The organism is Pseudofrankia sp. EUN1h, assembly GCF_001854645.1.
Classification (GTDB): domain Bacteria; phylum Actinomycetota; class Actinomycetes; order Frankiales; family Frankiaceae; genus Pseudofrankia; species Pseudofrankia saprophytica.
Genome location: NZ_MBLN01000048.1, coordinates 249,996 through 273,932 on the forward strand (window position 1 = coordinate 249,996; position 23,937 = coordinate 273,932).

Below are 23,937 nucleotides of genomic sequence, written 5' to 3' on the forward strand. Positions count from 1 at the left end.
TCCCTCGACGACGTAGGAGGACGCGTGAGCACCACCGACGAGACCGACACCAGGCCGGCGAGGGTCGCGGGCACGCTCGAGGCGGAGCTGGAGCGGCTGCTCGCGGTGGAGAACTTCGATCCGCCGGCCGGCTTCACCCGTCGCCATCCGGTCGGCGCCGACGTGGCCGCCGCCGCGGATGACCCGGTCGCCTTCTGGGCCACCAAGGCGCGCGAGCTGCTGAACTGGGACCGGCCGTTCACCGAGGTCCTCGACGACACGAACCCGCCGTTCTACAAGTGGTTCGAGGACGGGGAGCTCAACGTCTCGGCGAACTGCCTGGACCGGCACGTCGCCGCGGGCCACGGCGGCCGGGTCGCGTTCCACTGGGCCGGCGAGGAGGGCGAGCGGCGCGCGATCACCTACGCCGACCTGCTCGACGAGACGCAGCGGGTCGCGAACGGGCTGCGCTCGCTCGGCGTCGGCCGGGGCGACGTCGTCGGCATCTTCCTGCCGATGATCCCGCAGGTCGCCGCGGCGATGCTCGCCTGCGCCCGGATCGGCGCGGTGCACAACGTCGTCTTCGGCGGGTTCGCCCCGTCGGCGGTGAAGGAGCGGATGGAGGTCTCCGACGCGAAGGTGCTCATCACCGTCGACGGCGCGCGCCGCAAGGGCCGCACCGCGCCGGTGAAGGCGGGCGTCGACGCGGAGATGGGCGACCTGGCGAGCCTGGAGCACATCATCGTCGTGGAGGCGGTGGGCGCGGCGGGCCTCGGTGGCGAGCGCGCGCCGATGACGCCCGGCCGGGACGTCTGGTATGAGGAGCTGGTCGCCGCGGCGGACCCGGTCTGCCCGCCGGAGCCGATGCCGGCCGAGGCGCCGTTGTTCATCCTCTACAGCTCGGGCTCGACGGCGAAGCCGAAGGGCATCCTGCACAGCACGGCCGGCTACCTGCTCGGCGCGACCTACACGTACCGCACGGTCTTCGACATCGACCCGGCGACCGAGATCTACTGGTGCTCCGCCGACGTCGGCTGGATCACCGGCCACTCCTACATCGTCTACGGCCCGCTGTCGAACGGCGCTACCAGCGTGATGTATGAGGGCGCGCCGGACTACCCGGACTTCGATGTCTGGTGGAAGCTGATCGACGAATACAAGGTGACCGTCTTCTATACGGCGCCGACCGCGATCCGCGCGTGCATGAAATGGGGCGCCGAGTACCCCGACCGGCACGACCTGAGCTCGCTGCGCCTGCTCGGCACCGTCGGCGAGCCGATCAACCCGAAGGCGTGGCTCTGGTATCACAAGGTGATCGGTGGCGGGCGCTGCCCGGTCGTCGACACGTGGTGGCAGACCGAGACAGGCGCCATCATGATCTCCCCGGTCCCGGGCGTCACCCCGACGAAGCCGGGCTCCGCGACCAGGCCGCTGCCCGGCTACAGCCCGGCGTTGCTGTCCGAGGACGGCCGGCCCATCTCCGAGGGCACCGGGGTCCTGGTCGTCACCAAACCGTGGCCGTCGATGCTGCGCACCCTCTACAAGGACGACGAGCGATTCGTCGAGACGTACTTCTCCCGGTTCGGCCCGACCGTCTACCTCGTCGGCGACGCGGCTCGGCTCGACCAGGACGGCTATTTCTGGATCATCGGCCGGATCGACGACGTCATCAACGTCTCCGGGCACCGGCTGTCCACCGCCGAGGTCGAGTCGGCGATCGTGGCGCACGAGGCGGTCGCCGAGTCGGCGGTCGTCGCCCAGGCCGACGAGCAGACCGGCCAGGCGATCGTGGCGTTCGTGACGCTCGCCGGCGACCGGGTCGGCGACGACGCCATGGTCGCCGAGCTGCGTGACCACGTCGCCACCCGGATCGRCAAGCTCGCCCGGCCGAAGCGGATCATCTGGGCCGACGACCTGCCGAAGACCCGGTCCGGAAAGATCATGCGTCGGCTCCTCCGGGACGTCGCGGAGGGCCGTGCGCTCGGTGACGTGACGACGCTGCGTGACCCCGCCGTGATGGCGGCCCTCGCGACGAAGGTCGCCGAGGCCGACGCGGACGAGAAGTAGGACGGGAGCGGGTCGAGGCGAGCGGCGCCTCGGCCCGCTCCCCGCCGCGCCCCCGCTCCGCCGCTGACACGCGTCGCCGCGAGCGGCGACGGGCCGGCGGTGCCGCGCGATGGCTCGAAGGTGTAAATGTCAACACGGTCTGGAATGGGGCACTATCGGAGCATCGGTGTCCCATTTCACCCGTGATGTCGAAGGGTTTTCTTGTTGGTAACCCAAGGGTGAGACCCGGGCGTGGCCAGTTCACGAGCACTGTCTAGGCTGACGTCTTCGTGAGAGCACTCCGACGGTTCACCGTCCGCGCGCAGCTTCCCGAGCAGCTGGCTCCGCTCGCCGACCTTGTCATGAACCTCCGCTGGTCGTGGCACCCGGAGACGCTTGACCTTTTCGAGTCTGTTGATCCCGAGCTATGGCGGGCTACGAAGGGTGACCCGGTCCGCCTGCTCGGCGAGGTCGACCACGGCCGACTGGTCGCGCTCGCCGGTGACCGCCGCTTCCTGCGCCGGCTCACCGACGCCTTCGACGAGCTTCAGGAGTACCTGAACGCTCGGCTGTGGTACCAGGAGCGGAATCTTCCCGGCGCCCCGTCGGCGATCGGTTACTTCTCGCCGGAGTTCGGCATCACCGAGGTGCTGCCGCAGTACTCCGGCGGCCTGGGCATCCTCGCCGGCGACCACCTCAAGACCGCGAGCGACCTCGGCGTGCCGATCATCGGCGTCGGGCTGCTCTACCGCGCCGGCTACTTCGTCCAGTCGTTGTCCCGGGACGGCTGGCAGCAGGAGCGCTACCCGGGCATCGACCCGCACGGCCTGCCGCTCACCCAGCTCACCGACGCCGACGGCGTCCCGCAGAAGGTGGCCGTCGGGCTGCCCGAGGGCCGCACCCTGCACGCCCAGATCTGGAAGGCGCAGGTCGGCCGGGTCCCGCTGCTGCTGCTCGACTCGGACGTCGAGGACAACCAGCCAGCCGAGCGGGGCGTCACCGACCGGCTCTACGGCGGTGGCACCGACCACCGGCTGCTGCAGGAGATGCTGCTCGGCATCGGTGGGGTCCGGGCGCTGCGGGTGTTCTCCGAGGTCACCGGCGCGCCGACGCCCGACGTCTACCACACCAACGAGGGCCACGCGGGCTTCCTGGGGCTGGAGCGGATCCGCGAGCTGGCCGCCGGCGGGCTGAGCTTCGACGAGGCCCTGGAGGCCACCCGCGCGGGCACGCTCTTCACGACGCACACGCCGGTCCCGGCTGGCATCGACCGGTTCCCGAAGGACATGGTCGCCCGGCACTTCGGCGGCGACAACGCCTGGGACGGCGTGCCCGTCGAGCGGGTGCTCGCGCTGGGCGCCGAGCCCGACCCGAACATGTTCAACATGGCGCACATGGGCCTGCGCCTCGCGCAGCGCTCCAACGGCGTGAGCGCGCTGCACGGCATCGTCAGCCGGGAGATGTTCAACGGCCTGTGGTCCGGGTTCGACCCGGCCGCCGTGCCGATCGGCTCGGTCACCAACGGCGTGCACGCGCCGACCTGGGTCTCGCGGACGCTCATCGAGCTGGCCGACCGCGACTCGGAGCCGCCGCTGCTCTCCCCGGACGGCCAGGGCTTCGCGAAGATCGACAAGATCTCCGACGAGGTGCTGTGGTCGACGCGCCGGGAGCTGCGCGAGGGGCTGGTCGCCGAGGTGCGCCGCCGGCTGCGTGCCTCGTGGCTCGCCCGCGGCGCCGCCGCCGGCGAGCTCGACTGGGTGGACAACGTCTTCGACCCGGACATCCTGACCATCGGCTTCGCCCGCCGGGTRCCGTCCTACAAGCGGCTCACGCTCATGCTGCACGACCGCGACCGGCTCACCCGGCTGCTGCTGCACGCCGAGCGGCCGATCCAGATGGTCATCGCGGGCAAGGCCCACCCGGCCGACGACGGCGGCAAGCAGCTCGTCCAGCAGATCGTCCAGTTCACCGACGACCCGGCCGTGCGCCGCCGGATCGTCTTCCTGCCGGACTACGACATCGGCATGGCCCGCTACCTCTACTCGGGCTGTGACGTGTGGCTGAACAACCCGCTGCGCCCGCTGGAGGCCTGCGGCACGTCCGGGATGAAGTCGGCGCTCAACGGCGGCCTGAACCTGTCCATCCGGGACGGCTGGTGGGACGAGATGTTCGACGGCCAGAACGGCTGGGCGATCCMGACCGCCGACGGCGTCGAGGACCCGGACCGGCGCGACAGCATCGAGTCGGCCGCGCTGTACGACCTGCTGGAGAACGCCGTCGCCGCCCGGTTCTACGACCGCGCGGACGGCGTGCCGCGCCGCTGGACCGCCATGGTGCGCCACACCCTGTCGACCCTTGGGCCGAAGGTGCTCGCGACCCGGATGGTCCAGGAGTACGTCGAGAAGTACTACGTCCCCGCCGGGGTGTCCGCGCGAGCGGCGGCGGCCGACGGTTTCGGCGGCGCCAGGGGCCTGTCGGGCTGGAAGGCGAAGGTGCGCTCGGCCTGGTCGGGCGTGCGGGTCGTCAACGTCGACTCGACCGGCCTCGGCGACACCCCGCAGGTCGGCCAGGAGCTCGTCGTGCGCGCCACGGTCGAGCTCGGCCAGCTGGCGGCGTCCGACGTCGTCGTGCGGGCGTCCTACGGCCGCGTCGACGAGACCGACCGGCTGCTCGACCCGGCGACGCTCGACCTGCACCCCGCCGGCGACGCCGAGGGCGGCGGCCACCGCTTCGAGGGCACCATCCCGCTCTCGCGCACCGGCCCGTTCGGCTACACCGTCAACGTCCTGCCCGCCCACCCCCTCCTCGCCAGCTCCGCCGAGGTCGGCCTGATCACCACTCCTTGATCACCGCCACCTGACCGCCGAGTCACGTTCCCGTGCCCGGGCCGACCATGTCGGCCCGGGCACGGTCGTTTCCGCGGGGTGCCCGCCGGATCGGGCACTGCCCGTCGTGCGGCGGACACCGCTCGTCCGGACGCGGCGTCATCTCCACGACTGCGCATGCCCGAGATCCGCGTCGAGAATTCCCGCACGGTGGCTGGGACGTCACAAGGGGCGATGACGTGGATATGCAAGGTGCTGAGCTGTTCGGGCGGGATCTCGCCGGTGTCGACTGGACCGGCGCGGACCTGCGGGACGCGCGGCTGATCCACACGACGCTCGCCGGGGCCACCCTGCGCGGGGCAGTCCTGGCCGGCGCGGTGCTCGACCGCGTCTCTCTCGCCCGCGCGGACCTGACCGGAGCGGACCTGAGCGGGGCGCGGCTGATCCACACCGACCTGACGGGGGCGTCGCTCACCGGGGCGCGGCTCCGCCGGGCGGCGCTGCTGTCGTGCACGCTCGACCCGGCCATGCTGGTCAGCCGCGAGCTGGCCGACGCGGCGGTCGCCGGCCGCGACCAGATCCGGCTCGTCACTGCGGGGGCACCCGCGATGCTGGAGACGGTCGTCTTCTCCCCGGATGGCGCCGTGCTCGCCACCTCCGGTGGCGGGGCGGCACAGCTGTGGGATGTGGCCAGCGGGCGGGAACTGAGCCAGCTCGTCTGCGACGACTCCCTCGCGTGTGGGGTGGCGTTCTCGCCGGACGGTGCGCTGGTCGCCGTGGCGGGGCCCGACGCGACGGTCAGCCTGCGGGACGTGACCAGCGGGCGCGAGATCCGCCGGTTCACCGGTCACCGGCGATCCGTGCAGGCGGTGGTGTTCTCGCCGGATGGCACCCGTCTCGCCTCCGCCGGCGACGACGGCACGGCGCGGCTGTGGGAGGTCGTCAGCGGGTGGCAGGCGCATGAGCTCACCGGCCACACCGGCTCGGTGGTGTCGGTCGCGTTCTCGCCGGACGGGGCCGTGGTCGCGGCCGCCGGGTACGACGGGACGGCGCGGCTGTGGAAGACGGCCGACGGGCGGCGGCTGCACGTGCTCGGTGACGGCGGCTTCGCGGTGCGGTCGGTCGCGTTCTCGCCGGACGGCGCCCAGATCGTCACCGGAGGGGACGAGGGGACGGTTCGGCTGTGGGAGGTCGCAAGCGGCCGCGAGGTCCGCCGGCTGACGGGCCACCCCTCCGGCGTCACCGCTGTCGCGTTCTCGCCGGATGGCACCCTCCTCGCGTCCGCCGGAGACGAGGACGGGACGGCTCGGCTGTGGGACGCGGCCGGCGGACGAGAGATCCGCGAGCTCGCGACCCAGTCCGAGGAGACGTCCGCCGTGGCGTTCTCGCCGGACGGCATGACGATCGCGACCGTCGGGGACGACGGGACGGCTCGGCTGTGGGAGGTGGCCACCGGCCGACTACTGCGTACGTTCACCCCTCACAACGGCGCAGTCCTGGCGGTGTCGCTCTTCCCGCGCGGCGACCGCCTCATCGCCGCCGGGGACGACGGCACCGTGCGGCTGTGGGACCTCGCCAGCGGGCATCAGCTACATCGGCTGGCCGGCCACACAGGCGCCGTGCGCGACGCGGCGTTGTCCTCCGACGGGACCCTGGCCGCCTCCGCCGGATCCGACGGCACGATGCGCGTCTGGGACACGGCGAGCGGCCGGGAGCGGTACCACCTCGACGGTGGCCCCGGCGGGGTCGGCACGCTCGCGTTCTCGCCGGACGGCGCCTGCGTCGCCACGAACGGGTCCGACGCGACGGCGCGGCTGTGGGACGTGGCGAGCGGTCGGCTGCTGCGGACGCTCGTGAGCCGCGGCGATTTCAGTGTGTGGGACGTGGCGTTCTCGCCGGACGGCACCCGCCTCGCCGCCGGGTGCAGCGATGGGAAGGCGCGGCTGTGGGAGGTGGCGAGCGGTCGGCTGCTGCGGAGGCTCAAAGGCTTCGAGTGGCCGGTATGGGCGTTGGCGTTCTCGCCGGACGGAGCTCGCCTCGCCGCCGCGGGCGACAACGGGACCGTGCGGCTGTGGGACACGGCGCGTGGCCGGGCGTTGCGCACCCTCCCGGGCCGGGACGATTCGAGGGTGCGCGCGCTGGCGTTCTCGCCGGACGGCATCCGCCTCGCGACCGCCGGGAGCGACGGTACGGTGCGGCTGTGGGACGCGGCGGACGGGCGGGAACTGCGCCAGCTGTCCGGGCACACCGGCTCGGTGGGGTCGGTCGCCTTCTGCCCCGGCGGCACCCGCGTCGTCTCCGCGGGGGACGACGGGACGATCCGGCTGTGGGACGCCGCGGACGGGCGCGTCCTGGCGACGCTGGTCGGCCTGCCGGAGGGATGGGCGGCCCTGCTGGCTGACGGCTCGTACCTGCTCGCCGGCCCCACGAGCGACGGCGCGTTCTGGTGGCTCATGAACGGTGTCCGCTTCGAGGCCGGCGAGCTCGACGGTCACGTTCCGGCCATCCGCCGCCTCCCGGAGGCGGAACCGGTGCTCCGCGGCTGACCTTCAGGAGTTCGGCCGCTGTGGTGGAGCGGGCGGGGAAACGCTGCTTTCGCCAACGGCGCGCGGCGCCTGGGGATCGACGAGACGCCGCCGCCCGATCCGTCAGCGGTGGGCGCGTAGGACGACGACGGAGGACCAGCTCGCGCGCAGGGTCCCCCCGGCGGAGTAGGTGGCCAGGGGCCAGCGGGGATCCTCGACGGCGGTGCGCAGGCCGGTCAGGTCGGTGGCGGCGCTGTCGAGGATGAGGTCGTAGCGGGACGCCCAGGGGGCGCCGGGGAGGTGGACGTCGACGTCCTCCTCGCCGGAATGCAGGATGAGCAGCAGGCTGTCGCCGGTTGCCGGTGTTCCGTCCGGGCCGAGCCAGGTGAGGCTGTCGCCGGCGATGAACGCGACGACGGTGGCCGGATTGGGCGCGTTCCAGTCGGCGTCGGACATCTGGGTGCCGTCGGCGAGGAACCAGGTCATGTCGGCGCGGTGCGTGTCACTGGACTGGCCGCCGTGGAAGAACTGCCMTCGACACAGCGCGGGTGACGCCCGGCGTAGCGCCAGCAGGCAGGAGACCAGCTCGGGCAGGCCCTGGTCCTCACCGGCCGGGTCGGGCGCCGGTGCCTCCAACGCCAGCGGGCCGGCGCTGGCACCCCTGGGACCAGCACCGTCGTTCCCGTTGCCCGGCCCGCTGTCGGCGCCTTCCCCGCCGCCGTTCGAGTCGTTCGCGCCGTTCGTGCTGTCCGCGCCGGAGGCCCGCTCCGCGCGCCGTGGCCACCAGCCGCCGCCGAATCGGCCGGGCCGCCCGCCAGACCGCGCCGTCGGCCAGGCGAGCCAGGAGACGGGGTTGTCCTGGCAGTAGGCGTTGTTGTTGCCGCCCTGCGAGCGGCCGAGCTCGTCGCCCGCGACCATCATCGGCACCCCGGCGGACAGCAGCAGCGTCGCGAGCATCGCCCGGCGCACCCGTCGGCGGCGCTCCAGCACGACCGGGTCGTCGGTCGGCCCCTCCACGCCGTGGTTACGGGACCGGTTGTTGTTGTCGCCGTCCCGGTTGTCCTCCAGGTTCGCCTCGTTGTGCTTGTGCTCATAGGAGACCAGGTCGGCCAGCGTGAAGCCGTCGTGCGCGGTGACGAAGTTGACCGACGAGCACGGCGGGCGCCCGCCATGGTCGAACAGGTCGGACGACGCGGTGATGCGGTAACCGAGATCGGCGGCGCTGGTCGCCCGCCCGCTCCAGGTCTCGCGCACGGTCGCGCGGAACCGGTCGTTCCACTCCGCCCAGGGCGCGGGGAACGCGCCGACCTGGTAGCCGCCCCAGCCGACGTCCCACGGCTCGGCGATCAGCTTCGCCTGGGCGAGCACCGGGTCCTGCCCGATCGCGGTCAGCAGCGGGGCGTCCGGGTCGAAGCCGTCGGGGTTGCGGGCGAGCGCCGCCGCGAGGTCGAAGCGGAAGCCGTCGACGCCCATCTCGGTGACCCAGTAGCGCAGCGAGTCGCAGACCAGCCGCGCGACGTGCGGCGAGGTGACGTTCAGGGTGTTGCCGCAGCCGGTGACGTCGCGGTAGCGCCGCGGGTCGGTGGGCTCCAGCCGGTAGTAGACGGTGTTGTCCAGGCCGCGCATCGACAGCGTCGGGCCGCGCTCGTCCTGCTCGGCGGTGTGGTTGTAGACGACGTCGAGCAGCACCTCGATGCCGGCGTCGTGCAGCGCGGCCACCATCGCGCGGAACTCGGTGACCGGGTCGTCGGTGGCCGCGTAGCCGGGGTGCGGGGCGAAGAAGCCGACGGTGTTGTAGCCCCAGAAGTTGGTCAGCCCGCGTTCGGCCAGTATCGGTTCCGAGACGTGGGCGTGTACCGGGAGCAGCTCGACGGCGGTGATCCCGAGACCGGTCAGGTGGTCGAGGACGGCGGGGTGGGCGAGGCCGGCGTAGGTGCCGCGCAGGGCGGGCGGCAGCGCCGGGTGCAGCTTGGTGAAGCCCCGGACGTGCAGCTCGTAGATCACGGTGTCCCGCCACGGTGTGCCGGGCCGGTTGGCGGTCGGGTCCGCCGCCGGGAGGCCGCCGATCCCGCCGCGCCGGCCTGGCGCGGGGGAGCGCCCGGTGGCCGTGCTCGGGAGGGCCGTGACCACCCCGACCGGGACGAAGGGCGTCGAGTCCTGGCCGTCGGCCGCGTGGCCGTAGGGGTCGCCGTCCGCGTATCCGAAGATCGCAGGGTTCGGCGTCAGCGTGCCCGTCACCCGCCGGGCGTACGGGTCGAGCAGCAGCTTCGCCGGGTTGTAGCGCAGGCCGCGCTCCGGGTCGTACGGCCCGTGGGTGCGCAGGCCGTAGCGCTGCCCGGGACGCACGCCGGGGACGTAGCCGTGCCAGACGCCGCCGCACCGCTCGGGCAGCCGGTACCGGGTCTCGCCGCGGCCGGGGCCGCCCTCGCCCAGCGGCGAGTCCGAGTCGAGCAGGCAGAACTCGACGGCATCGGCGCCCGGCGCGACCACGGCGACGTTGACCCCGCCGGCGTCGGGCAGCACACCGAGCGGGTACGGCGCGCCGGGTAGCACGTGCAGGCGCGCGGGGTCCTGGCGCGTGAGACCTGGTTCGAACGTGTACGACACATCGGTGACGCTAACGGAACGCACTGATCGCGTCCGGGTGAACGGGACGCCTGTGGACGGGCGGCGGCACGTCGGCCGATCATGCTGACGTTCCCGCAGCCGGCGCGCCGGCACCCGCCTCGGGCGGTCCCGTGAGATGCGTCACCATCGTCGGGCCGGCGCGGGCCGCCGCGCGGTGCGATGGTCGTCGGCACAGGAGGCGCCGCGGCCGGGCCCGCGAGGCCGGGGCGACGGCCGGGGCGCGTGGTGGGCGCCTGGCCCAGGGATGGCGGGACAAGGAGGTCGACCGGTGGCGGTCGTACGACTAGAGGTTGCGGACGGGATAGGGACCATCCGGCTGGACCGGCCGAAGGTGAACGCCCTCAACGCCGAGCTCACGGCCGAGCTGCGGGAGGTGGCGCTGGAGGCATCCCGGCGCGCCGACGTCCGCGCCGTCGTGATCTACGGCGGCGAGCGGGTGTTCGCGGCCGGTGCCGACATCAAGGAGATGGCGGCCCAGGACCGCGCCGCCATGGCGAGCTGGGCGACCGAGCTCACCGAGACGTTCGAGCTCGTCGCCCGGATTCCCAAGCCGGTGTTCGCCGCCGTGACCGGCTACGCGCTCGGCGGTGGTCTCGAGCTGGCGTTGTGCGCCGACTTCCGGATCCTCGCGGACAACGCGAAGGTCGGCCAGCCGGAGATCCTGCTCGGCGTGATCCCGGGCGCCGGCGGCACCCAGCGGCTGCCGCGGCTGGTCGGGCCGGCCAGGGCCAAGGAGCTGGTCTTCTCCGGTCGCCAGATCGGGGCCGAGGAGGCGCTGGCGATCGGGCTCGCCGACGCCGTCGTCCCGGCGGCCGAGGTCTACGCGGAGGCGGTGCGGCGGGCCAAGCAGTACGCCGACGGCCCAGCGCTCGCGCTGGCGGCCGCCAAGCGCGCGATCGACGACGGCCTGGAGACGGGGTTGTCGGAGGCGCTACGGCTGGAGACCGGCCTTTTCGTCGGCCTCTTCGGCACCGAGGACCAGAAGAACGGCATGGAGTCGTTCCAGCAGAACGGTCCGGGCAAGGCCAAGTTCACCGGCCGATAGACCGTCGCCGCCAGCGGCGCCGAGCGTCCGGGAACCGCCAACCCGGGAACTTTCGGCGACCCTCGCCATGTTGTTGCGTAAGAAACTATCTTGGCTACGCGAATCATGGAGGGGGCTGCTGGCGATGAGCGGACCAGTGACCGGCGCGGACGTCGTCCCCGTCGCACGGATGCCGGAAGCCCGGGCCGACGGGCAGGTCGTGGAGATCACCGAGAGCAGGTCGCAGACGGTCGGGGCGGTCCCGGTGCGCCGGGCACTGCCGGTCCGCGCCAGGCGCACCGTCGGCGCCTGGTGCTTCGCCGACCACCTGGGGCCGCTCGCGGTGGCGCCGGACGCGGCCGCCGGCGCGCGCGGCATCGACATCGGCCCGCATCCGCACACCGGCCTGCACACCGTCACCTGGCTGCTCGCGGGCGAGGTGCGCCATCTCGACAGCCTGGGCTCCGAGCAGGTCGTCCGGCCCGGCCAGCTGAACCTGATGACCGCGGGCCACGGCGTCGTCCACGCGGAGGAAGGCACCGACTACCGCGGCGCGCTGCACGGCGTCCAGCTCTGGGTGGCGCAGCCGGAGGCCACCCGCCACGGCCCCGCCGCCTTCGAGCACCACGCCGAGCTGCCGCGCGTCGAGATCGGCGACGCCGTCGCGACGGTGCTGGTCGGGGAGCTCGCCGGGACGGCCTCGCCGGCTCGCCGCGACACCGAGCTGGTGGGCGCGGACCTGGCGTTGCGGCCCGGCCGGGTGGTCCTGCCGCTGCGGCCCGACTTCGAGTACGCGCTGGTGGTCACCGAGGGCGCGGCGCGGGTCGGGAACGGCTCGGCCCCCGCCGCCGGCGCCCAGCCGGTGGCCCGGCCCGGCCAGCTCGCCTACCTCGGCGCGGGCCGCGACGAGCTGGCGCTCGACGCCACCGAACCGACCAGGGTGCTGCTGCTCGGCGGCGTGCCGTTCGAGGAGCCGATCGTCATGTGGTGGAACTTCGTCGGCCGCTCGCGCGCCGAGCTGACCGCGGCGTCCGAGCAGTGGGCGGACCGCGACGGCGCCGGCCGCTTCGGCCCGGTGGCCTCCCGTCTCGGCCGCGTCCCGGCGCCGCCCCCGCCCTGGCGCTGACCGCGCGACGCTCCGGGCTTCCGGTGCGCCGGTCTTCCGCGTTCGCCCTCCGTGGGGTCCCCCGGGGTCCCTGCCGGATCGGTGGAGCTTGCGGAGCCGATCTGGGAGGTCCGGATTGGCTGCCTAGCGATCTGAGGATGGGCCGTGCGGACTAGCCCTGGCCCGGGACGTAGCCAATCGGTGGGGCAGGCCGCAGCGCCAGGTCGGCGATGACCGGGAGATGGTCGCTGCCGTCGTGGCCGCCCCGCTGGTAGCCGGTGACCGCGAACGCCGGCGAGGCGAGCACATGGTCGATGCGCAGCACCGGCGGCAGGAGGGTGGTCGCGGGCCAGGTCGGGCTCCAGCTCGTGCCGGCGGCGTCGTGCGCGTCCCGGACGCCGGAGCTCAGCAGCCGCCGGAACGGGCGATGGTCGCGGGTCGCGTTGAAGTCGCCGGCCAGCACGACCGGAAGCCGGGAGCCGCGCACCTCGGTGGCCAGCTGGTCGAGCTGGGCGCGCCACTGCTGGGTGTCCCCGGCGCTCGTCGGGGCGATCGTGTGGACCGGATAGATCACGAAGCGCCGGCCGCCGCCGAGGGTGACGGTCATCCGGGGGAGCGGCTTACCGCCGACCGTGGGCGCGGCCCAGTCGGACAGCGGGTAACGGGAGTAGACGGCATAGCCGAACGCGCCCTCGGCCGACTTGTCCAGCTGATAGCGATAGTTGGCGAGCGCCCCCGACTTCCGCACCTCGCCGAGGGTGAGTCGTGAGGCCTCCACGAGCACGACGATGTCGGGGTGCGTCGCCTCGATCTGAGTGCCCAGCCGCCCGGCGGACGTGTTGTGGTAGAGCAGGTTCGCCGAGAGCACCCGGACCTGCTGGGCGCCGTCTGGCGCCTTCTCCGCCGCACCGGGCCAGAGCTCCGGAACCGTCCAGAACAGGTGCAGCCCGATCAGCGGCACCGTCGCCAGCATCAGCGCGTTGCGCCTCAGCCCGAAACCGACGATCAGCGCGGCGTAGACCGGCAGGTACAGCAGTGGCGTCAGCGCGTTCAACGCCGAGTACGGCCAGCTCAGCGCGTCGTCGAGGTACACCAGCCGGCCCAGCGCCAGCACGCTCAGCACGCCCACGACCAGCCAGGCCGCCGCCGCGAGCAGCGTGCGCCCGAGGTCGGCCGGGTACCACCCCGGCTTCGCGGTCTCGATGTCCGACCGGGTCGTGGCTGGTTTCGCGCCGGTGCCGACGCCGGTCGGGCCCCCGATGGCGCCTTCCCCCGTGTTGCTCACCCCATCAGGGTGCCGGTTACGCACGCCCGCCCCATACCCGGCCTACCCGAGCGTGATCCACGTGAGACGACCATCACAGCCCGCCGTCGCCTGTCGCTCGTCGCCGTCGCCTGTCGTCCGTCGCTCGCGGGTCGTCGTCCGTGTTCGGGCGAGACGGCCACAGGTGGCGCCGGAAGCGGGCGTGGGGACGAGCCGCTCGGAAGGGCGACGGCTACCGGGCGGTGTCGGGGCCGCCGACGGGCGGAAAACGCCGCAGGACGGTGGCGGCGCTGGTGCGCCATTCCTGCACGGTCACCGAGCCGCTGTAGGGGTCGAACGCGGTGTCGAGCTCGCGCAGCTTGTCCGTGACCCGGACCGAGGACACCGGCCCGGCGTAGTCGACGGCGCGCTGGCCGGCGTCGAGGGCGGCCTCCAGGTCGGGTGAGCGCCCGCGCAGGTAGGCGATGGCGAGGTCGGCCTCCGCGTAGCTGCGGGTCCTGGCTCGGGAGCTGACCTGCAGGCCGCGCGCCTCGACCAGGTGCTCGGTGGCCTGCTCCGGCCGGTCCAGCAGCAGGTAGCAGTGGCCCACGCACTCGGCGACGTCACCCGCGTTGTAGTGGGACGCCCACGCCGGCTCGTCGCCGGGCGAGCCGCGCTCGATCGCGCGCTCCATGGCGGTGAGCGCCTCCACGCAGCCGGACTCGTCCTTTGCCCGGGCCAACGCCCAGGCGTGTTTGTCGTGGAGCATCGCCTCGACTGTGGGCGCGGCCAGGCGATGTGCCCGGTCCACCGCGGCGCGCGCCATCGACAGGCTTTGYCGGTTGTATCCCAGCCGGGCGGCCTGGTCGCTCATGGCGGCGAGCACCCGGCCGGCGAGCTGGACGTCGTCGGCGTGCTCGGCGAGGCTGAGCGCCTGGATGTAGTAGCGCTGCGCGAGTGCCTGCCGGTCGCTGTCCTGCGCGAGCCAGCCGCCGAACTGGGTGAGCTCCGCGAGCGCGCTGCACAGCTCGGTGTCGGGTTCGTCGCTCATCGCCGCCCGGGTGCGGTCATGCAGAAAGGTGATCACCTGGTTGCGGATCTCCCCGCTGCCGAACCGCGCGTCCAGCCGGCGGAAGGTCTCCGTCATGTCCCTGATCATGGCGGCGTTGCTGCCGCCCGCGGCCTCGGTGCTGGCGCGCAGCGCCCGCCGGACGACGCCGGTGATGCTCGACAGCACCGGTTCGGCGAACGCGCTGGCGACGAAGGCCGTCGAGTCTCCGAGCAGCTCGCGACGTCGCATGTCCCGCCCCGTGAGTCCAGCCAGAGTCCTGACGGTCTGGACAGGCGTGTCGGCGACGTGCAGTCCCAGGTCCTCGCGCCCGTAGTGCTCCCCGCGCCAGCCCAGGTCCACGGGCAGGACCGGGTAGCCGACGAGCGCCGACACCTCGGCGGCGGCGAGCTCGGCCACCATCGGGTCGCGGGGCCGCATCCCACGCCGCCAGTGCCCCACGGTCGTGCGCGCCAGCCCGAGCTCGATCCGCCGGTGGTGGCGGGCCCGGCTGTTCACCTGCCTGGCGAACCGGGTGTCGGAGACACCGGACTCGCGCAGCAGGCGGTCGAACACGTTGGGTGAGGTGGGGTCGCTGGCGGGCGTGGAGCTGGACATCGAACCCCCGGGCTCAAATCCTGTTACTTAACGTGGGAGAGTCGTCGCCTGACGCGTATCCAGGGCCAGAAAGTAGCCGACTCGTGACTTCTCACCGAGAGAGTGTGCAGAGTCACGGGCGAATGCACGGTCTCGGGGGGCGGCGTGTCGGGTCTGCCGCTCGGATCCGTGACGATGGGTACCCTCTGTCGGCCCCACAAACGGTCACGGACAGGGGAAAATGACCCCAACTAGCGGTTGGCGGGGTCGTGACGAGTTCGCGCCCTCCCGGGCGAGTCCGTGCGCGGCAAGTGGCACCGACGGGTGATGGACAAACACCGGCCGGCTGGCCGCCGCGGATGAACGGCCGCGAGCCACCCGTCACCGGGTGATGGGCGGTCGCTGGACGGACTGGTTGCCCTGATGCCTCCCCGGGCGGGAAGGCATCAGGTAGAAAGGCCTTAGGAAAAGGCATCAGGTGGACGGCGTCAGCTGGACGCCCTTGGAGCGCCTACCGGCGCGCCCCGCCGGCAGCGGCGATCGACAGTGCGTGAGCGGGTGGACGGACGGGACGAGAACGGCGGCGTGGCCGCCCGCCTCGGCGATCTTGGGTCGGAAGCCGGCCGGGACCACCGGGTTACTCAGTCGCGGGTGACTGCCGGACCGACGGGGAATTGTGACGCAATGCGTCCGGCATCACGCCGCCGATCATCGGGCATGTCGCGGCGACCGATGCCACCATGTCAAGAGCACTGGACACCTGATTATGTTGGCTACGGAGGCCCCTAGGCGTGAACATCGTCGTTACCGTCAAGCAGGTTCCTGATACCTGGGCGGAGAAGAAGCTCGACGCCGCGGACAAGACGGTCGACCGCGTCAGCGTCGACAACGTCATGAACGAGATGGACGAGTACGGAGTCGAAGAGGCCCTCAAGATCAAGGAAGCGCACGGCGGTGAGGTCACCGTCGTCACGATGGGCCCGGCGAAGGCCGTCGAGACGATCCGCAAGGCGCTGTCCATGGGTGCCGACAAGGCGGTGCACCTGACCGACGACGCGCTGCACGGCTCGGACGCGCTGCAGACGTCCGCCGCGCTGGCGAAGGTCATCGCGACGCTGTCCCCGGATCTCGTCATCACGGCGACCGAGGCCTCCGACGCGCGTGGCGGTGTGATGGGCGCGCTGCTGGCCGAGCGGCTGGGGCTTCCCCAGCTCACCCAGGCCCGCAAGGTGACCGTCGACCCGGGCGCGGGCACCGTGTCGATCGAGCGTCTGGCCGACAACGGCTACGCGCTGGTCGAGGCGAGCCTGCCGGCCGTCGTCGGCGTCGTCGAGAAGATCAACCAGCCGCGGTACCCCTCGTTCAAGGGCATCATGGCCGCGAAGAAGAAGCCGCTGACCACGCTGTCCGCCGGCGACGCGGGCCTCGACGCCGGTGCGGTGGGCCTCGCCGCCGCGAGCTCGACGGTCGTCGACTCCCAGCCGGCGCCGCCGCGGCAGAGCGGCACCATCGTCAAGGACGAGGGTGACGGCGGCACGAAGATCGCCGACTTCCTCGCGGCGCAGAAGCTCATCTGAGGGGTAACGATCTATGGCTGAGGTACTCGTTCTCGTCGAGCACGCCGACGGTGAGCCCAAGAAGGTCACCGGCGAGCTGCTGACGCTCGCCCGTTCGCTCGGCGAGCCGTCGGCGGTGTTCACCGGCGCCCCCGGCACCTACGCGAAGGCCAAGCCCTACCTGGCCGAGTACGGCGCCGCGAAGGTCTACGTGGTCGAGTCCGACGACGTCGCCGGTTACGTCGGCGCGCCGGTCGCCGAGGTGCTCGCCAAGCTGGTCGGCGACACGTCGCCGACGGCGGTGCTGGTCGCCGCGACGTCCGACTCGCGGGAGATCGCCGCGCGGACCGCCGCGAAGACCGAATCGGGTCTGATCTGGGACGCCACCGCGGTGAGCGAGGAACTGGTCGCCACGCAGGGCATCTTCGGTGGGTCGACGATCGTCAACTCCAAGGTCACCAAGGGCACACCGGTGATCGTGGTCCGCCCGAACTCGACGGCGCCGGTCGCCGCGCCGGCCTCGCCGGCCGAGGTTCCCGTCGACATCACGATCTCCGACGTCGCCAAGGGCGCGAAGATCGTCGACCGGGTCGCGGAGGCCAAGTCGGGCCGGCCGGACCTCACCGAGGCGCAGGTCGTCGTCTCCGGTGGCCGTGGCCTGGGCGCCGCCGAGCACTTCGCGCTGGTGGAGAAGCTCGCCGACACCCTCGGCGCCGCGGTCGGCGCCTCCCGCGCCGCGACCGACGCCGGCTGGTACCCGCACCAGAACCAGGTCGGCCAGACCGGCAAGACCGTCTCGCCGCAGCTCTACATCGCGGTCGGCATCTCCGGCGCCATCCAGCACCGGGCGGGCATGCAGACCTCGAAGACCATCGTCGCCATCAACAAGGACCCCGAGGCGCCGATCTTCGAGTTCGCCGACTACGGCCTGGTTGGCGACCTGTTCAACGTCGTCCCGCAGCTGACCGATGAGGTCGAAAAGCGCAAGGGCTGAGACGACGCGATAGCTCGCGTCCGGGTAGTACGGACACACGCAAAGACGGCCGGGTCGCCGCCCAAACGGGGCGGAACCCGGCCGTCTCGGCGTTTGGCGGCGCGCCGGTGGTCAATTCGGAATCGGTGGTCTCTGCTCCGGCCTGCGGCGATGATGACTGCACCGGTCGCCACCGGGAGTGACACCGGCGATGCCGAGGTCGCCGGTGGCGCACATCCTCAGCGGAGGTGGGCCGTGCGGACCTTCGACCTCGACGCCTTCGATGCCTACGACCCGCACGACCGTCCCGGCGAGCAGATCCTCCCTTGGGAGATGTGGGAACGCGACCGCCCCTGGCGTGCGGATACCCCCGACCCCGCGCGCGGGATGGAAGCGGCACCAGAAGGGGCACCGGCCGCGCCGGACGGCTTCTCGGACGACCGCCCGCAGGGGTAACCGGGACCGGCCCGCATACGTCCGCGTCCTCACGCCCAGGGCCGCGGCGCCCGGAGAATCCGGTCGACAATGACCTGCTCGGACCCGGCCCGATTGAGTACCTTGGTCGGCGTCGCGCATAGTACTGCGCGCGAGTCCGCGTCGGCGCATTCGCTCGGCTGCCGGTGGTAACGGCAGGAGCCAGTCGGGCGCGGGCGCAGAACAAGACGAGCCCATCTTTGCCGCGACTTCCGCGTGCCTGGCAAAGAACGACGGGACAGCCGCCGCCGGTGCGCGATGATGATCCGGCAAGGTGGCATGCGGCCCCGTCCGTCAGGGCGGTGCCAGCGGGTCGCGGCTGGCGCCGCTGGCAACCGAGGAAGAGGAAAACTGAGCGCGATGGCGACGGGCGATAGTCGGGATACGCACACGGCGACGAGCTCCACCGGGCCGGTCACCGTGACTGCCGGACCGGTGACCACGACGACGACCACGACGGTCACCGTGACCTCGTCGGCGGGGTTCGGCGGCGCGAGTGGCCGGAACCGGACCGCGCTCGCGCTCGATGTCGGCGGGACGAAGCTCGCCGCGGGCGTCGTCGACGCCGACGGCTCGGTCCTCGGCCGCGCGCGCAGGGCGATGCCGAAGACCCTCGATCCCGAGGTCACGTTCGCGGCCGCCGTTGAATGCCTGCACGCGGCCCTTGGCGACGCTGGTCTGGGTGGACGGTATGACTACGCCGGCCTCGCGGGGGTGGGCGTCGGCTGCGGTGGACCGATGATCTGGCCGGCAGGCGAGGTCTCGCCGCTGAACATCCCGTCGTGGCGGGGTTTCCCGCTGCGCGCCCGGCTGCGTGAGGAGTTCGGCGGCCTGGCGGTGCTCGTCCACAACGACGCGGTGGCGCTCGCCGCGGGCGAGCACTGGATGGGCACCGGCCGGGACACGCGCAACCTGCTCGCCGTGACGGTCTCGACCGGGGTGGGCGGCGGCCTGGTCCTCGACGGGCGGCTCTACCACGGGCGGTCCGGCAATGCTGGGCACGTCGGCCACATCGTCGTCGACCCTGCCGGGCCGGACTGCGTCTGCGGCGGTGTCGGCTGCCTGGAGGCGATCGCGTCGGGTCCGCGCACCGTCGCCTGGGCGCTCGACGAGGGCTGGAAGCCCGTCGAAGTCGGCCCGACCGACGGCGGGCCCGGGCCGGCTGAGGAGCCGCAGACCTCCCAGCAGACCTCCCAGCAGACCTCCCAGCAGACCTCCCAGATCGGCTTCGCCGATCCGGCAGGAACCCCGGGCTTCGCCGATCCGGCAGGAACCCCGCCGGACGGGCGGGCGCTCGCCGCCTCGGCGGCGGCGGGCGACGAGATCGCGCGGGCGGCGCTGGCCCGGTCCGGCAACGCGGTGGGCGTCGCGCTGGCATCCTGCGCGGCCACGTTCGACCTCGACCTCGTCACGGTCGCCGGCGGCTTCTCCCAGTCCGGGCCGATGTTCTGGGACGCGCTGCGGGACGCCTACGACCGGCACACCGGCATGGAGTTCGCCCGCGCGGTCCCGGTCGAACCCAGCTCCGCCCCGAACGACGTCGCGCTGCGCGGCGCAGCCGCGTTCATCCTGGTCCCCGACTGCTACGCCTGGGTCGGCTAGGCCGTGTCTGATGGCCTCCGGCCATGCGAGGCTTCGCCATCGTCGCCGCGGGGGTCCCCGGGAGGTCGGCGTCAGCCGATCTTCCGGGGGAGCGACTTTGGCCTAGCGCCGAGCAGATGGCCTCCGGCCACGCGAGGCTTCGCCATCGTCGCGTGGCCTTTGGCCTAGCGCCGATCAGCCGACGCGCGCGGACTGCTCGCCGACGGCGACGACGTCGCCGCGCGCCAGCTGGCGGCCGCGCCGAGTCTCGATCTCGTCGTTCACGCGGACCAGGCCGTCGACGAGGAGCGACTTGACGTCACCGCCCGACTCGACGAGGTCCGCCAGCTTCAGGAACTGGCCGAGCCGGATCATCTCATCCTTGATCTTGATATCTCGCACCGACCCAGCATGCCGGACGCGCGTCCCGCCCCGGTCACGCGTCCCCACCGCTCAGGAGCGGGTCGGGCCGTAGGTCGACAGGTGGCGGAACGGCCAGGCGTGCTCCGGGCGGCGCAGGAGACCTGCCGGCGGCTCGGGCAGCCGTGCAGGGGCGCCGGCGAACCGCGCGATGACGACGACCCTTTCGTCCGCCGCGTCGTACACGTCGACACGCAGGCAGCCGGGCCCCTCGAGCAGCTCCGGCACTGCCGTGTCGCGTACCCACTCCAGCAGGTCCGCCAGCCGTCCCGGCGCTGCCCGTACCTCCCACATCACCGTGTCGTGGCGATGGGCGGCACCCGTCGGGTCACCCGGCGCACCGTTCCCGCTCATCGTCTGGTGATCCTCATCAGCCGGTGAAGCCGCCGTCGACCGGGATGACGGCGCCGGTGAGGGCGCCGGCGGCGGGTGAGCAGAGGAAGGCGACGGCGGCGGCGACCTCGGTGGGGTCCAGAAGCCGGCGCAGGTAGGCGTGCTGGGCGAAGTCGCCCGGGTCGGCTAGGTCGTAGACCTTCGCGGTCTCGGCGAGCATCGTCGTGTCCATCGAGCCCGGGCAGACGACGTTGGCGGTGACGGCCGTACCCGCGAGATCCGCGGCGAGGCTACGGACCAGGCCGACCACCCCGTGCTTGGACGCCGAGTAGGCGGCGAGCCGGGCAAGTGGCCGGGTGCCGGCTGCCGACGACACCGCGACGAACCGGCCGGCAGGCGCCGAGAGCAACGCGGGCAGCGTGGCCCGGGCGGTGATGAGCACGCCGGTCAGGTTGACGTCCAGGAGCAGCCGCCAGGTCTCGTCGTCGGTCTCCCAGCCGGGCGGCCCGCCGGCGATCACTCCGGCGGCCGCGACGACCGCGTCGAGCCGGCCGAAGCGGTCGAGTGCCGTCCGCGCCGCCGCGTCCATGTCGGCCTGGCTCCGGACGTCGGCGCGGACGGGAATCGCCTCCGCCTGGGCGGCGGCCACTGCCTCGAGCTGCGCGCGGGTGGCGAACGGGTAGCCTCCCCCGCCGGCCGACGCGTCGGCGGCGTCCGCCACGGCGATGTCGGTGAGGACCAGCCGGTAACCGGCGGCGCCGAGCGCGCGGGCCACCGCGGCGCCGAGCCCGCGGGCCGCGCCGGTGACCAACGCCACCGGCGCCTCGGTCGCTGCCGCCACCGCGTCCGCTTCTGTCGGCGTGGCGTGGGATGAGGCCATTGTTGGTCGGTCTTCTCCTCGTTCTCAGCGCGGCGGGACTCGGGGCGGAATTCTCACTCGGCGTGGCGGGACTCGCGGCGGGATTCTCAGCGCGGCGGGCCGGCCTCGATACGGCGCAGGGCGGCGTCGTATCCCCCCGGCTCCGGCCGGAAGCCCTCCAGCCACCAGGTCGCCCCGGCCGCCGCGATCGGCTCCACGGCCGCCCGTGCCGCGGCCGGCTGCTCGGCGGTCCGGCCTGTGATCACCACGTCGAACGGGTCCGCGTTGACGCGCTGTTCCCGCAAGGCGGCGACGATCTCGGCCACCGCGGCCGGGGTCGGGTTCCAGGACCCGTCCCGCGGGTCGATCATCATCGGCGCGACGCCGTCCCATCGGGCCGCTCGCCGCAGTGGGGCCCGCGCCGGCCAGTTGCAGCCGATCCAGACGGGCGGTCGCGGCCGCTGCACCGGGGTGGGCGCGAAGGTGACGTCCGCGGCCGTCACCTGCGACCCATGAAAGTCCACCCGCTCCCCGGACCACAGCCCGGCCAGCACCGTCAGGCTCTCGTCCAGCCGCCGGGCGACCACGGGTGGCTCCACCGGCTGGCCCCAGGTGCCGAACTCCGCCTCGAGGGTGAATCCCAGGCCCGCGCCGAACACGAGCCGACCGCCGGAGAGCCGGTCCAGGGAGGTGGTCTGCCGGGCGAGCGTCCCCGGGTGGCGCCGCGCGGGCGCCGTCACCAGCGGCCCGAACCYGATGCGCTCGGTCGCCAGCGCCACCACCGTCAACAGCACCCAGGCGTCGGCTACGTCGAGCGCGCCGCCGTGCGGGAAGACCACGTGGTCCCAGACGAAGAAACCGTCCCAGCCGGCGGCCTCCGCCCGTCGGGCAAGATCACCGACACGGCGGGGGTCGACGAACTCGCCGATGTTCGGCACGCAGATGCCGCAATGCATTTGTTGCTTCTACCACGGGGTATCTGGCCGGGGCCCGGCTACCGCGACCCGGTGGGATCCGCCTGGCCGACGCCGGGCTGGTCGGCGTATCCAGGCCAGGCTCGGATCGCCGCGACGGCATCGGTCACGAACGCGTCCAGCAGCGCGGCGCCCTCGGCGGCGCTCGCGCCGGCCGGGTCGCCGAGCACGCCGGACGGGCTGAGCGGCAGGACGCCATGGCGGACGAKGTCGGCCACCGCCGGGCTGGGGCCTCGGGCCGCCGCGTCGAGCCGGACCAGCTCGGGCGCGAGGTGCAGCAGCAGCGACGTCTCGATCCGTCCGGCATGCAGGTCCCGAGCCACACCGGGGACGCCGGCGGCGGTCGCCACCGCCGTCCGCGGTGCCCAGGCGAGCACCCGCCGTCCTTCGGCCGCGAGCAACCGGGTCGCGTTGTGGATCGCGGCCGCGTTGCCGCCGTGCCCGTTGACGAGGACGACGCCGGCCGCGGTCTCGTCGGCCGACCGCACCAGCTCGACGAGCGCCAGCTCGAGGGCGGCCGTGCCCAGCGAGAGGGTGCCGGGGAAACCGGCGTGCTCACCGCTCGCGCCGTAGCCGAGGGCAGGGGCGACGAGCAGGCCCCGCAGTCGGACCGCCACCGCGGACGCGATCGCCGTGGCGACCCTGGTGTCGGTGTCCAGCGGCAGGTGCGGGCCGTGCTGCTCGGTGCTGCCGAGGGGCAGGAGCAGGATCGGACGAGGGTCGGCCAGCTCGGTCCAACGCAGCCCGCCCAGCTTTGTCCGGCGCGGGCCGCCCGGCCCATCAGGTCGATGCCTGGGAGGCCATGCCGATGAGGGGCTCATATTCCAAGCAGCATGACTCTCGCGGCCGCTCGCGGTCCCACGTCCCGGCAGGCCCGGTGCGCGGGCCGGGCCTCGGGCCGGGCCCCGGGCCGAGCCCCGGGTCCGGCGCGTGGCCGGCTCCGTCGGCGCCGGCCCGGAAGACCGAGGTTTAGCGAGCTCCAGCCCGGGTAGGCCTAGCAGAGTCGACATCGACATGTGTCCACCGTCACAGTCATGCCCTCGACATCCGAGTCGATCGTGTGTACTGTTAGCCTTCTGCTGCTCCGAACCGGCGCCTCGCGCTGGTGGAGTACGGATCCGCACCGCACCAGGGTGGTGACACCCCCCGCCGGTCGGGCCCTGCTCAGGGAGTAAGGTTCTGAACCAGCCCGGTAACGCGACTCGCCTCAGGCGGGTTACGCGCTCAATGGGCGAACTTCAGTACTTGGAGACACCGGCGTCCCCACCCCGCGTGGAGTGACGGTTTCTCCGCGGGTAGTGGGACGTGGCGGTCGCCGACGCAAGTCGGAGCGATTTGACACCAAGCAACAAGGCTGGTTAGCCTCAAAAGCGGAAAGTTCGGACTAGGTGCCTCGAAGGCATCGTCCGCTTCCGCCGAAGAGGCCCACTGGGCCAGGCGAGAGAACGCAAGTTCCTCACACCGAGGCAATTTGACAGGCTCTCGCCGGAAACGGTACGGTAACAACACCGAACAGCAAGTCAGCCGGAAAAATCGGCGGATGAGCGGTTCAAGCGGAACCCGGTGAAGCCGGTAACCCCGTGAAAGTCGCGAGAGCGATGGAAGCGGGCGTGTCCGCTCCTTGAGAACTCAACAGCGTGCCATAGAAGTCAGTGCCATAAATACCCCGTTCCGCGGGTGGCGCTGCTGGTCTGGTTTGATGCCGGGTTGGTGGTGTTGTCTGTGGGGGTTTGTAAGGTTCCTTTGG

17 protein-coding genes are annotated in these 23,937 nt (G+C 72.7%); 9 read left to right on the plus strand and 8 right to left on the minus strand.

Features of this window, described 5'->3' with window-relative positions; translation table 11 throughout:
- Positions 1 to 24 precede the first annotated feature (24 nt).
- The 3 genes from acs (at position 25) to BCD49_RS14770 (ending at position 7,396) form a co-directional block, all read left to right on the plus strand.
- Positions 25 to 2,046, plus strand: coding sequence for an acetate--CoA ligase (gene acs, locus BCD49_RS14760; RefSeq protein WP_071041577.1), 2,022 nt, complete (start codon positions 25 to 27; stop codon positions 2,044 to 2,046).
- 269 nt (positions 2,047 to 2,315) lie between these two features.
- Positions 2,316 to 4,871: an alpha-glucan family phosphorylase gene (gene glgP / locus BCD49_RS14765; RefSeq protein WP_071041578.1), complete on the plus strand. Its 2,556-nt coding sequence runs from the start codon at positions 2,316 to 2,318 to the stop codon at positions 4,869 to 4,871.
- Positions 4,872 to 5,095: 224 nt separating this feature from the next.
- Complete coding sequence (locus tag BCD49_RS14770) at positions 5,096 to 7,396, plus strand: pentapeptide repeat-containing protein (protein WP_051466228.1); 2,301 nt, start codon at positions 5,096 to 5,098, stop codon at positions 7,394 to 7,396.
- A 102-nt stretch (positions 7,397 to 7,498) separates the two neighbouring features.
- Here BCD49_RS14770 and glgX read toward each other — a convergent pair whose 3' ends face one another.
- Complete coding sequence (glgX, locus tag BCD49_RS14775; protein WP_071041579.1) at positions 7,499 to 9,982, minus strand: glycogen debranching protein GlgX; 2,484 nt, start codon at positions 9,980 to 9,982, stop codon at positions 7,499 to 7,501.
- A gap of 289 nt (positions 9,983 to 10,271) precedes the next feature.
- On the opposite strand from glgX, the gene BCD49_RS14780 reads away from it, so the two are divergent.
- Positions 10,272 to 11,048 (plus strand): enoyl-CoA hydratase/isomerase family protein, encoded by a 777-nt coding sequence (locus tag BCD49_RS14780; protein WP_007517926.1) that lies wholly within the window; start codon positions 10,272 to 10,274, stop codon positions 11,046 to 11,048.
- Positions 11,049 to 11,172: 124 nt separating this feature from the next.
- Positions 11,173 to 12,153 carry a pirin family protein gene (locus tag BCD49_RS14785; protein WP_007517925.1) on the plus strand — a complete coding sequence of 327 codons (981 nt, stop codon included), beginning with the start codon at positions 11,173 to 11,175 and terminating at the stop codon, positions 12,151 to 12,153.
- Positions 12,154 to 12,304: 151 nt separating this feature from the next.
- Here BCD49_RS14785 and BCD49_RS14790 read toward each other — a convergent pair whose 3' ends face one another.
- Together BCD49_RS14790 and BCD49_RS14795 are read right to left on the minus strand one after the other, a co-directional pair.
- Positions 12,305 to 13,417, minus strand: a complete 1,113-nt coding sequence (locus tag BCD49_RS14790) for an endonuclease/exonuclease/phosphatase family protein (protein WP_007517924.1) — start codon at positions 13,415 to 13,417, stop codon at positions 12,305 to 12,307.
- Positions 13,418 to 13,628: 211 nt separating this feature from the next.
- Positions 13,629 to 15,041 carry a hypothetical protein gene (locus BCD49_RS14795; RefSeq protein WP_007517922.1) on the minus strand — a complete coding sequence of 471 codons (1,413 nt, stop codon included), beginning with the start codon at positions 15,039 to 15,041 and terminating at the stop codon, positions 13,629 to 13,631.
- Between the two features lie 770 nt (positions 15,042 to 15,811).
- Here BCD49_RS14795 and BCD49_RS14800 point away from each other — a divergent pair.
- The 4 genes from BCD49_RS14800 (at position 15,812) to BCD49_RS14815 (ending at position 19,625) form a co-directional block, all read left to right on the plus strand.
- The gene (locus BCD49_RS14800) at positions 15,812 to 16,597 is read left to right on the plus strand and encodes an electron transfer flavoprotein subunit beta/FixA family protein (protein WP_007517918.1); all 786 of its coding nucleotides are present in this window, start codon (positions 15,812 to 15,814) and stop codon (positions 16,595 to 16,597) included.
- Between the two features lie 13 nt (positions 16,598 to 16,610).
- Complete coding sequence (locus BCD49_RS14805) at positions 16,611 to 17,570, plus strand: electron transfer flavoprotein subunit alpha/FixB family protein (protein WP_007517917.1); 960 nt, start codon at positions 16,611 to 16,613, stop codon at positions 17,568 to 17,570.
- A gap of 234 nt (positions 17,571 to 17,804) precedes the next feature.
- Positions 17,805 to 18,005 (plus strand): hypothetical protein, encoded by a 201-nt coding sequence (locus tag BCD49_RS14810; RefSeq protein WP_007517915.1) that lies wholly within the window; start codon positions 17,805 to 17,807, stop codon positions 18,003 to 18,005.
- Positions 18,006 to 18,383: 378 nt separating this feature from the next.
- Positions 18,384 to 19,625: an ROK family protein gene (locus tag BCD49_RS14815; protein WP_007517914.1), complete on the plus strand. Its 1,242-nt coding sequence runs from the start codon at positions 18,384 to 18,386 to the stop codon at positions 19,623 to 19,625.
- A 174-nt stretch (positions 19,626 to 19,799) separates the two neighbouring features.
- Here the strand turns inward: BCD49_RS14815 and BCD49_RS14820 are convergent, their stop codons facing one another.
- From BCD49_RS14820 to mftE, 5 genes are all read right to left on the minus strand, one after another.
- On the minus strand, positions 19,800 to 20,006 hold the full coding sequence (locus BCD49_RS14820) for an RNA-binding S4 domain-containing protein (protein ID WP_027140473.1): 207 nt from the start codon (positions 20,004 to 20,006) through the stop codon (positions 19,800 to 19,802).
- Positions 20,007 to 20,057: 51 nt separating this feature from the next.
- Complete coding sequence (locus tag BCD49_RS14825) at positions 20,058 to 20,378, minus strand: hypothetical protein (RefSeq protein WP_007517911.1); 321 nt, start codon at positions 20,376 to 20,378, stop codon at positions 20,058 to 20,060.
- Positions 20,379 to 20,394: 16 nt separating this feature from the next.
- Positions 20,395 to 21,237: a mycofactocin-coupled SDR family oxidoreductase gene (locus BCD49_RS14830; protein ID WP_007517909.1), complete on the minus strand. Its 843-nt coding sequence runs from the start codon at positions 21,235 to 21,237 to the stop codon at positions 20,395 to 20,397.
- An 86-nt stretch (positions 21,238 to 21,323) separates the two neighbouring features.
- Positions 21,324 to 22,172 (minus strand): LLM class flavin-dependent oxidoreductase, encoded by an 849-nt coding sequence (locus BCD49_RS14835; RefSeq protein WP_071041580.1) that lies wholly within the window; start codon positions 22,170 to 22,172, stop codon positions 21,324 to 21,326.
- Between the two features lie 38 nt (positions 22,173 to 22,210).
- Positions 22,211 to 23,011: a mycofactocin biosynthesis peptidyl-dipeptidase MftE gene (gene mftE / locus BCD49_RS14840; RefSeq protein ID WP_083401458.1), complete on the minus strand. Its 801-nt coding sequence runs from the start codon at positions 23,009 to 23,011 to the stop codon at positions 22,211 to 22,213.
- Positions 23,012 to 23,937: the final 926 nt, after the last annotated feature.

Excerpts from the sequence above, each read along its gene's own strand:
- BCD49_RS14825 (WP_007517911.1), bottom strand. The coding sequence starts at position 20,378 with ATGAGCGGGAACGGTGCGCCGGGTGACCCGACGGGTGCCGCCCATCGC.
- BCD49_RS14770 (WP_051466228.1), top strand. The coding sequence starts at position 5,096 with ATGCAAGGTGCTGAGCTGTTCGGGCGGGATCTCGCCGGTGTCGACTGG.
- BCD49_RS14785 (WP_007517925.1), top strand. The coding sequence starts at position 11,173 with ATGAGCGGACCAGTGACCGGCGCGGACGTCGTCCCCGTCGCACGGATG.
- BCD49_RS14815 (WP_007517914.1), top strand. The coding sequence starts at position 18,384 with ATGGCGACGGGCGATAGTCGGGATACGCACACGGCGACGAGCTCCACC.
- BCD49_RS14805 (WP_007517917.1), top strand. The coding sequence starts at position 16,611 with ATGGCTGAGGTACTCGTTCTCGTCGAGCACGCCGACGGTGAGCCCAAG.
- BCD49_RS14830 (WP_007517909.1), bottom strand. The coding sequence starts at position 21,237 with ATGGCCTCATCCCACGCCACGCCGACAGAAGCGGACGCGGTGGCGGCA.